Genomic DNA, 8759 nt, shown 5'->3' with positions numbered 1-8759 from the left:
ATCTCCCCCGCAAGGGGGGAGATTGGCTGTCGTCGATGATTTCGCCAATCGCGAAGGCGAGGGTGCTTGATGGGTCACGACCTCGTTCCATCGCGTCAGCGAAAGAATGCAAAATCTATGCGCCGTTGCATGACCGATGCCGAGTTGAAGCTTTGGAACGAATTGCGCGCCCATCGGCTGATGGGGATGAGCTTTCGCCGGCAGGTGCCGATCGGACCTTACATCATCGACTTTGCTTGCTCGACACACAGCTTGATCATTGAGGTTGACGGCAGCCAGCACGCGGATCCCGAAAGCGTCCAGCGTGACGAGGCACGAAGCGCGTACTTGAATGCCAGCGGCTGGACCATCCTGCGCTTTTGGAACGACGACGTCGTTCGCGATATTGACAATGTCTGCCAGCACATCGTGATCGTGGCCGGCCTGACTGGCGCCGACGTGTTGGCAGGCGAGCCAGCAACGGAGGTAGTTCCATGATCGATCATCTCGGCATCACTGTTTCGGATTTCGATGCGTCGAAGGCTTTTTACGACAGGGCGATGGCGCCGCTCGGCGCCTCGCTGCTTTACATGGTGCCGCAGGAATATACCGGCGGCGCCAAGGTCGGCGGCTACGGCCGCGACCGGCCGGTGTTTTGGCTGCACGCGGGCAAGGACAAGTCGAAGCATCATCAGCATGTCGCTTTCACCGCGCGCAGCCGCGCCGAGGTCGATGCCTTTCACGCCGCGGCAATCGCCGCCGGCGGCAAAGACAATGGCGGGCCTGGCCTGCGCACGCACTACCATCCGAACTATTATGGCGCCTTCGTCCTCGATCCCGACGGCAACAATGTCGAGGCGGTCTGCCATGCTCCGGAGTAGTGCGCGATGAGCCTCGACAATAGACCGGTGTATACAGGCGGCTGCCAGTGCGGCGCGGTGCGCTTCCGTGTCGAAGGCACGCTCGGCGATGCTTCCGTCTGCCATTGCCGCATGTGCCAGAAGGCGAGCGGCAATTTCTACCTGCCGCTGGTCTCGGTGCGCGGCGCTAGGCTGGACTGGACGCGCGGTGAGCCCAAACGCTTCCGCTCGTCCAACGCGGCTTTGCGCGGTTTCTGCGCCGAATGCGGCACGCCGCTGACCTTCGAAGCGCCCGATGGCGTGGCGCTCGCCATCGCCGCATTCGACCACCCCGAGGAGATTGCGCCGACGATCCAATGGGGTGTCGAAGCCAAGCTCCCCTATGTGGATCATGTTCACGAATTACCCGGTGAGGAAACGATGGCCGACGTCTCGTCTGCCTCCTATCTCGCCGACCTCGTCTCCTACCAACATCCCGACCACGACACCGAACAATGGCCGCCGGAGGAAAAATCATGACCGAAACCGTTCGTACCGGCGGCTGCCAGTGCGGCGCCGTGCGCTTCCGCATCCACGGGGCGCTCGGCCGCCCGTCCATTTGTCATTGCCGCATGTGCCAGAAACAGTTCGGGTCGTTTTTCGGCGCGCTGGTGACAGTGCCGAGCGACGGCGTCGAATGGGTGCGCGAGGAGCCGAGTTACTTTCAGTCGTCGGTCAACATCGATCGCGGCTTCTGCGCCCGCTGCGGCACACCGCTGACCTACCGCCAGCCCGGCGCGCTGGAGATCGCCATCGGCGCCTTCGACGACCGTTCCGATCTGGCGCCGCAGATCCAGGTCAACTACGCCGCCAGGCTGCCTTGGGTCGAGACGATCTTCGACGCGCCGATCCATGACGACCCGGATTTCTACGCGCGACAGGAATCCATCATCTCCTTCCAGCATCCCGATCACGAGACGGCCAACTGGCCGCAGCAGGGCCTGAAATTATGAGCAGCGAATTCCGTACCCTCTATCCCGAGATCCAGGCCTTCGAGTCCGGCATGCTCGACGTTGGCGATGGCCATCAGGTCTATTGGGAGCGCTCCGGCACCAAGGGGGCCAAGCCGGCTGTATTCCTGCATGGCGGGCCGGGCGGCACCATTTCGCCAAAGCACCGGCGGCTGTTCGACCCGAAGCTCTACGACCTCGTTCTGTTCGACCAGCGCGGCTGCGGAAAATCGACGCCCAATGCGTCGCTCGAAGCCAACACCACCTGGCACCTGGTCGCCGACATCGAGCGCCTGCGAAAAATGTGCGGCTTCGACAAATGGCTGGTGTTCGGCGGCTCGTGGGGTTCGACGTTGGCGCTGGCCTATGCCGAGACCCACCCCGAGCAGGTCAGCGAACTGGTCGTGCGCGGCATCTACACGCTGACCCGCGCCGAACTCGAATGGTACTACCAGTTCGGCGTGTCGGAGATGTTCCCCGACAAGTGGGAGCGGTTTTTGGCACCCATTCCGGAGGCTGAGCGCGCCGACATGATGGCCGCCTACCGCAAACGGCTGGTCGGCAACGATCCTGTGGCGCGGGTCGAGGCCGCCCGCGCCTGGAGCCTGTGGGAGGGCGAGACGATCACGCTGCTGCCGGAACCGGAAACCAGCGGTCCCTTCGGCCAGGATGATTATGCCCTGGCTTTCGCCCGCATCGAGAACCACTATTTCGTCCATGCCGGCTGGCTGGAAGAGGGACAGCTGCTGCGCGATGCATGGAAGCTTAAGGATATCCCGGGTACCATCGTTCACGGCCGCTACGACATGCCGTGCCCGGCGCGCTATGCCTGGGCGTTGCACAAGGCGTGGCCGAAAGCGGACTTCCATCTGATCGAAGGCGCCGGCCACGGCTATTCGGAGCCGGGCATCCTCGACAGGCTGATCCGCGCAACGGACATGTTTGCCGGGAAATGACCATGGCTCGCGAGCGCCTTTATCTGTTCGACACCACGCTGCGCGATGGTCAGCAGACACCGGGTATCGACTTTTCCGTCGAGGACAAGATCGCCATCGCCAAGCTGCTGGACGAGTTCGGCATCGACTACGTCGAGGGCGGCTACCCCGGCGCCAATCCAACCGACACCGCCTTCTTTGCCGAGCGTCGCACGGCCGATGCCAAATTCGTTGCCTTTGGCATGACCAAACGGGCAGGAGTGTCGATCTCGAACGATCCTGGGCTTGCGGCGCTGGTCCAGTCGAAATCGGACGCCATCTGCTTCGTCGCCAAGAGCTGGGACTACCACGTCCGCGTCGCGCTCGGCTGCACCAATGAGGAGAACCTCGAGGCGATCAGGACCTCGGTCGAGGCGGCGCTCACTGCCGGCAAGGAGGCGATGGTCGACTGCGAGCATTTCTTCGATGGCTTCAAGGCCAACCCCGATTATGCGCTGGCCTGCGCCAGAACGGCTTATGAAGCCGGCGCGCGCTGGGTGGTTTTGTGCGACACCAATGGCGGCACCCAGCCCTCTGAGGTGCGTGCCATCGTCGAAAAGGTGATCGCCGCCGGCATACCGGGTGACCATCTCGGCATCCACGCCCATGACGACACCGGCCAGGCGGTGGCGAATTCGCTTGCCGCAGTGGAGGCCGGCGTGCGCCAGATCCAGGGCACGCTGAATGGCATCGGCGAGCGCTGCGGCAACGCCAATCTGATCTCGATCGTGCCGACATTGGCGCTGAAGCCGGCCTTTTCGGGCCGCTTTGCTACAGGCATTTCGGCAGAGGCGTTGACCGGTATATCGCGTCTGTCCCGCGCCTTCGACGAGTTGCTGAACCGCGCGCCCGAAGCGCAGGCGCCCTATGTCGGCGCCTCCGCTTTCGCCACCAAGGCCGGCATCCATGCTTCGGCGCTGGCCAAGGAGCCGGCGACCTACGAGCATGTGCCGCCAGAGACTGTCGGCAACCGCCGCCGCGTCATGGTTTCCGACCAAGGTGGGAAGGCCAATTTCCTCGCCGAGCTGAAGCGGCGCGGCATCGACGTGCCCCGGGATGACCATCGCCTCGACGCTCTGATCGCCGTGGTCAAGGAACGTGAGGCGGAGGGTTACGCTTACGAAGGCGCCGACGCCAGTTTCGAGCTTCTGGCGCGCAAGATGCTGCATGGCCTGCCGGAATTCTTCCGCGTCACCTCGTTCCGCTGTATGGTCGAGCGCCGCTTCGACGCCAACGGCCAGCTGAAGACGGTCTCGGAGGCGATTGTGAAAGTGCTGGTCGAGGGCGAGGAGAAGATGTCGGTCGCCGAAGGCCATGGCCCGGTCAACGCGCTCGACATTGCACTGCGCAAGGATCTCGGCAAATTCCAGAGCGAGATCGCCGATCTCGAGCTGGCCGACTTCAAGGTGCGTATCCTCAATGGCGGCACCGAGGCGATCACCCGCGTGCTGATCGAATCGCATGACGGCACCGGCGCGCGCTGGTGGACGGTCGGCGTCTCCGAAAACATCATCGATGCTTCGTTCCAGGCGCTGATGGATTCGATCGTCTACAAGCTGATGAAGAACCGGGAGATGGCGGGACTGGTGGCGGCGGAGTAGGGAGATGGGCTTCTCGATAAGCTGGCTTGGTTTTCGTGGTTATGAAATAAAGGAAGCTGCGGCCTTGTTCGGGCGCGAAATTGGCGATTCATCGGAGATTTTCGAAGCGCCAGTGAATGCCTATGCCAGCGAAAAGAACTGGGCGATTATCATTCTCGATCCCTGCAGCTTCCCAAACCCACCTCAACAATATCTGGCGGCGATCTCGCAAGGGCGGGAAGTGGTTATCGCGCACATAGAAGAGCATGTCATGTTCGCCCGCGTCGAGCTCTGGCGCAACGGAAGGAACATTTGGAAAGTCTGGCACAGCGGTGACAAGACTGTGAGGGACTTGCATGTCACGGGTGATCTCCCCGCTTCTTTCGAAGCGCTGAAGCAGCAGTGTTTTTCCAAACAGGATGAAGAAGATACCAAGGGTTCCGAGGTCGATTTTGTTTTTGACCTTCCCCTCGATCTTGCGGCAGAGCTGACGGGCTTCAGGCACGATGAGGGTTCGCCCGACAGCGTCTTTTTCGAACTTAACGAGAAACCAGCTCAGCGTTGAGACCGCATGTCGTGTTGGTCGGGCCTTTTACCCTCTCGTACACGGCGCGATTGTTCAATGTTTGGTGGTCGGGTTGAACCATCAGCGAGACTCCATTGATCCATCAGCAATTTGCGATGGTTTTGGGCAAGCCGCTGGCGCATAGCCTTCGCCCATGACTACCCAAGCACTTCACATCGAGGCCGACACCAAAGCCCGTCGCGGCTTCCTGCTGGCGCTCGGCGCCTACCTGCTTTGGGGGCTGCTGCCCTTCTACATGAAGGCTGTCGCACATCTGCCGCTGGCCGAAGTCATCGCCCACCGCATCGTCTGGTCGGTGCCGATCGCGGCAGCTGTCCTGGTCTGGGCCGGTCGCACTGCCGATTTCAAAGCGGCAGTTCGTTCGTCGCGCATCATTTCGATGGCGGTGCTGACGGCGGCGCTGATCTCGGTCAACTGGGGCAGCTATGTCTGGGCGATCGCGGTCGACCGCACCATCGAGACCGCGCTTGGCTACTACATCAACCCGCTGGTCAGCGTCGTTGTCGGCGCGCTGCTGCTCGGCGAACGGCTCGACCGCCTGCAGGTCGTGGCGGTGGTGCTCGCGGCAATCGCCGTCGCGGTGCTGACCATCGACGCCGGCAAGCTGCCTTGGGTGTCGCTGGTGCTGGCCTTTTCCTTTGCCGCCTATGCCTTCTTCCGCAAGACGCTGCCAATCGGCCCGAGCCAGGGCTTCCTGCTTGAAGTGCTGCTGCTGTCGGTGCCGGCGCTCGGCTACATCATCTTCCTGATCGCCACAGGACAGGATCATTTCGTCTCCAGCTCGTTGAACGACACCGCCTTGCTGATCGGCTGCGGGCCGGTCACCGCCGTGCCGCTGCTGTTGTTTGCGTTCGGCGCCAGGCTGCTGCGCCTCTCCACCATCGGCATCATGCAATATATCGCGCCGACCATCGTCTTTTTGATCGCGGTGCTGATTTTCGGCGAACCCTTCGGCAGCGTTCAGGCCATAGCCTTCGGGCTGATCTGGGCGGCGCTGGCGATGTACTCCTGGTCGATGTTTTCGTCGGTGCGCAAGACCGTCGCCGCATCCGCTCGAGCCGCGTAACGAAGAAAGGCGGCTGGCCGGTTATTGCGGATTTAAGGAAGGCAGCAGGGAAAGGGGTGAATAGTGAATAGTCAGTAGTGGATAGACAGGCGCGGTCTGGAACGTCTTGTGTTTCACTATTCACTATTCACTCTACATCTTATCAATCACCGACTGTACGCCCTCCGTCGGAGCGTCGACGGATGATCCCGCCACCATGATGGCGGCGACGATTGCTTCCGGATCCTCGACCACCAGCGGCTTTACCCGTTGCGCCGTGTGGATGAAGCCTTCCGTTGCCATGTGGTCGAGCAGCGCTAGCATCGGATCCCAGAACCCTCCGACGTTACCGAAGACGATCGGCTTGCGGTGGTGGCCGAGTTGCGCCCAAGTCATGATCTCGACGATCTCCTCGACCGTGCCGATGCCGCCGGGCAACGCCACAAAGGCGTCGGATTTCTCGAACATCCTATGTTTGCGCTCATGCATATTGTCGGTGATGACGAGCTCGTCGAGCCGGTTAAGCGCGGTTTCGGTCGCCTCCCGGTTGATCAGAAAACGTGGAATTATGCCGGTTACCTTGCCGCCGGCCTTTAATGCCCCTTCAGCGACGGCACCCATGATCCCTTTAGTGCCACCGCCATAAATCAGACGCAGGCCGGACTTGGCGATCGAGCGGCCAAGCAAATGTCCGGCCTTGATATAAGTTTCATCTCGGCCCGGGGACGAGCCGCAATAGACGCAGACAGATCGAATCGTGTTCATGTTATGATTGGTGATAGGGACTATTGGCATGGTCAAGCCCTGGGGCGGGCTTTTTCTTGTCGGATTTGGTAAAACAGGCTAGACCGAATTAGGTGGCTAAGGGGCAGGGAAACATGGCAATTAATCCGTTGAAGGCGTTTTTGTTCGCGGCTGGCGGCTCTGTCGCCGCGGCGGGAACCGCCTATCTATCGGGCGCGCTCGACCCGTATCTCAATTCTACCCGGCCTGCGGAGGTCGCGGCGCTGACGCCGCCGGCTTCGAAACCGGTCGCTCCGGCGACCGAGGGGCGGCTGCCGCCTGCGCCCGCGGCGTCCACCGATGCGGCAGCGCCCGCTGCGCCGACCGCAGCAGGTGCAATCGTGCCGACCTTCGACATCGTGCGCGTCGAAAGCAACGGCTCGATCGTCGTCGCCGGCAATGCGGCGCCCAACGCCAAGGTCGAGATTCTCAACGGTTCGACTGTGCTCGGCTCGACGGTCGCCGGTCCCGACGGCGCCTTTGCCATTATTCTCGACGATCCGCTGAAGCCCGGCGACTACACGATCACGCTGCGCTCGACGGCTGGCAATGTCGTGACCGCCTCGGCGCAGACCGCCGTCGTTTCGATCCCCCAGAATTCCACCGGCCAAGTGCTGGCAATGGTCGAGGAGCCGGGCAAGCCGTCCGAACTGCTCACTGTTCCAGCCCCTGAGGCAAAATCTGATGCCGCGCTGCCTGCCACTGGCGCCGAACTGCCGGCCGCCGCCGCGCCGGCCGCCATTGAAGCCGCACCGGCTCCGGTGGCGCCCGCCACACCGGCAGCGCCTGCTGCTCCCGCGGCGGAGCCCAAGATCGTCGTCGAAGCCGTCGAAATCGACGGCAACAAGATTTTCATTGCCGGCGTCACTGATCCCGGCCGCAAGGTGCGCGCCTATGCCAACGATATCCTGCTCGGCGACGCGAAGACCTCGCCCGACCGCCACTTCCTGGTCGAAGCGACACGTGACATCCCGGTCGGCACCTACACCATCCATGTCGACGCGCTCGACGCCGACGGCGTGAGGGTGGTGGCCCGTGCCGCCGTGCCGTTCGAGCGCGAGCCAGGCGAGGCGGTTGCCGCCGTCGCACCCGCCGAGCCTAAGCCTGCCGAGATAAAACCAGCCGAGCCGAATGCTCCGGCGACCAAAGCCGCGCCGGCTACACCGGCAACAGCCGCCGAAACGCCCGCAACCCCCACTCCCGCCACCGAGGCCCCGGCCGAAATGGCCGCGACAACGCCTTCGGGCGAAACTCCCGAGACCGTCGCTCCTAAGCTCGAACATGCCGATGGCGCAGTCATTATCCGCCGCCATGACACGCTGTGGCGGATTTCGCGGCGAGTCTATGGCCAAGGCATGCGCTACTCGACCATCTATCTCGCCAACCAGGACCAGATCAGCAATCCGAACCGAATCTGGCCGGGGCAGGTGTTCAAGGTGCCGGAGAAATCGAAGGAAGGCGAGCCCGCCGATCTCAAGGCAATGGGCGACCAGATGACGACGGCGCCAGTCAAGACCGAGTAGCCGTTCTGCCCATCAGGATAGCTTGCGACAGGGCCAGTCATCGTTTATCGCCGATGCACGATGATCGAATCTCCCCCCGTAATGGACCGACGCCAGGCGGCAGATGAACGCGCGCCGGCCAACTGCACGCCGGCCAAATGCACGCCGGATAGCCGCGCTGTCGCTGTCCGGCTCGCGGCCCTTTCGCATCCGGCGCGGATCGAAATTCTCAAACACCTTTCCGCCAGCCGTTCGTGCTGCTGTCGCGAGGTCGTCGAGCATCTCGATCTGGCGCAGTCCACCGTTTCCCAGCATTTGAAGATCCTGGTCGAGGCCGGGCTGATCCGCTTCGAGCCTGACCGCCAGCGCTCGCGCTATGAGCTCGACCGCGCCGCGCTCGCCGATGTTTCGGCATCGCTGGCCGCGCTGGTCGATTCCTGCTGCTCCGGCCGCTAAGATAT

Annotated in this window: 11 protein-coding genes; 10 read left to right on the top strand and 1 reads right to left on the bottom strand. The window is 62.6% G+C overall.

From position 1 onward, the window contains the following. The first annotated feature begins 69 nt into the window (after positions 1-69). The 8 genes from NKH17_RS22535 to rarD all read left to right on the top strand — a co-directional run bounded on the left by NKH17_RS22535 (position 70) and on the right by rarD (position 6034). Positions 70-477 carry an endonuclease domain-containing protein gene (locus NKH17_RS22535; RefSeq protein ID WP_352479205.1) on the top strand — a complete coding sequence of 136 codons (408 nt, stop codon included), beginning with the start codon at positions 70-72 and terminating at the stop codon, positions 475-477. After that, complete coding sequence (locus tag NKH17_RS22530) at positions 474-860, top strand: VOC family protein (RefSeq protein WP_352689572.1); 387 nt, start codon at positions 474-476, stop codon at positions 858-860. Before NKH17_RS22535 ends, NKH17_RS22530 begins: the two co-directional genes overlap by 4 nt. A gap of 6 nt (positions 861-866) precedes the next feature. Continuing rightward, entirely contained in the window at positions 867-1358 is a 492-nt protein-coding gene (locus NKH17_RS22525; protein ID WP_352479207.1) for a GFA family protein, read from the top strand. Continuing rightward, positions 1355-1831, top strand: coding sequence for a GFA family protein (locus NKH17_RS22520; protein WP_352448982.1), 477 nt, complete (start codon positions 1355-1357; stop codon positions 1829-1831). The genes NKH17_RS22525 and NKH17_RS22520 overlap by 4 nt, the downstream gene beginning before the upstream one ends. Next, on the top strand, positions 1828-2784 hold the full coding sequence (pip, locus tag NKH17_RS22515) for a prolyl aminopeptidase (protein ID WP_352802413.1): 957 nt from the start codon (positions 1828-1830) through the stop codon (positions 2782-2784). Before NKH17_RS22520 ends, pip begins: the two co-directional genes overlap by 4 nt. Next, on the top strand, positions 2781-4403 hold the full coding sequence (gene cimA, locus NKH17_RS22510) for a citramalate synthase (RefSeq protein WP_352896875.1): 1623 nt from the start codon (positions 2781-2783) through the stop codon (positions 4401-4403). The genes pip and cimA overlap by 4 nt, the downstream gene beginning before the upstream one ends. A gap of 4 nt (positions 4404-4407) precedes the next feature. Beyond that, positions 4408-4947, top strand: a complete 540-nt coding sequence (locus NKH17_RS22505; RefSeq protein WP_352802417.1) for a hypothetical protein — start codon at positions 4408-4410, stop codon at positions 4945-4947. 154 nt (positions 4948-5101) lie between these two features. Next, complete coding sequence (gene rarD, locus NKH17_RS22500) at positions 5102-6034, top strand: EamA family transporter RarD (RefSeq protein ID WP_352802419.1); 933 nt, start codon at positions 5102-5104, stop codon at positions 6032-6034. Between the two features lie 132 nt (positions 6035-6166). On the opposite strand, the gene NKH17_RS22495 is transcribed toward rarD, so the two are convergent. Beyond that, a complete protein-coding gene (locus tag NKH17_RS22495) occupies positions 6167-6778 on the bottom strand; it encodes an LOG family protein (protein ID WP_254820219.1) in 612 nt (203 codons plus the stop codon). Positions 6779-6891: 113 nt separating this feature from the next. Between NKH17_RS22495 and NKH17_RS22490 the strand changes: the two genes are divergently transcribed. Continuing rightward, complete coding sequence (locus tag NKH17_RS22490; RefSeq protein ID WP_352802421.1) at positions 6892-8319, top strand: LysM peptidoglycan-binding domain-containing protein; 1428 nt, start codon at positions 6892-6894, stop codon at positions 8317-8319. 81 nt (positions 8320-8400) lie between these two features. Continuing rightward, on the top strand, positions 8401-8754 hold the full coding sequence (locus NKH17_RS22485) for an ArsR/SmtB family transcription factor (RefSeq protein ID WP_352479323.1): 354 nt from the start codon (positions 8401-8403) through the stop codon (positions 8752-8754). Positions 8755-8759: the final 5 nt, after the last annotated feature.

This window comes from Mesorhizobium sp. M1334 (assembly GCF_040317995.1).
Taxonomy (GTDB): Bacteria; Pseudomonadota; Alphaproteobacteria; order Rhizobiales; family Rhizobiaceae; genus Mesorhizobium.
The sequence above is the reverse complement of the archived record's forward strand: the minus strand, read 5'-3'. Positions and strand labels throughout refer to the sequence as shown.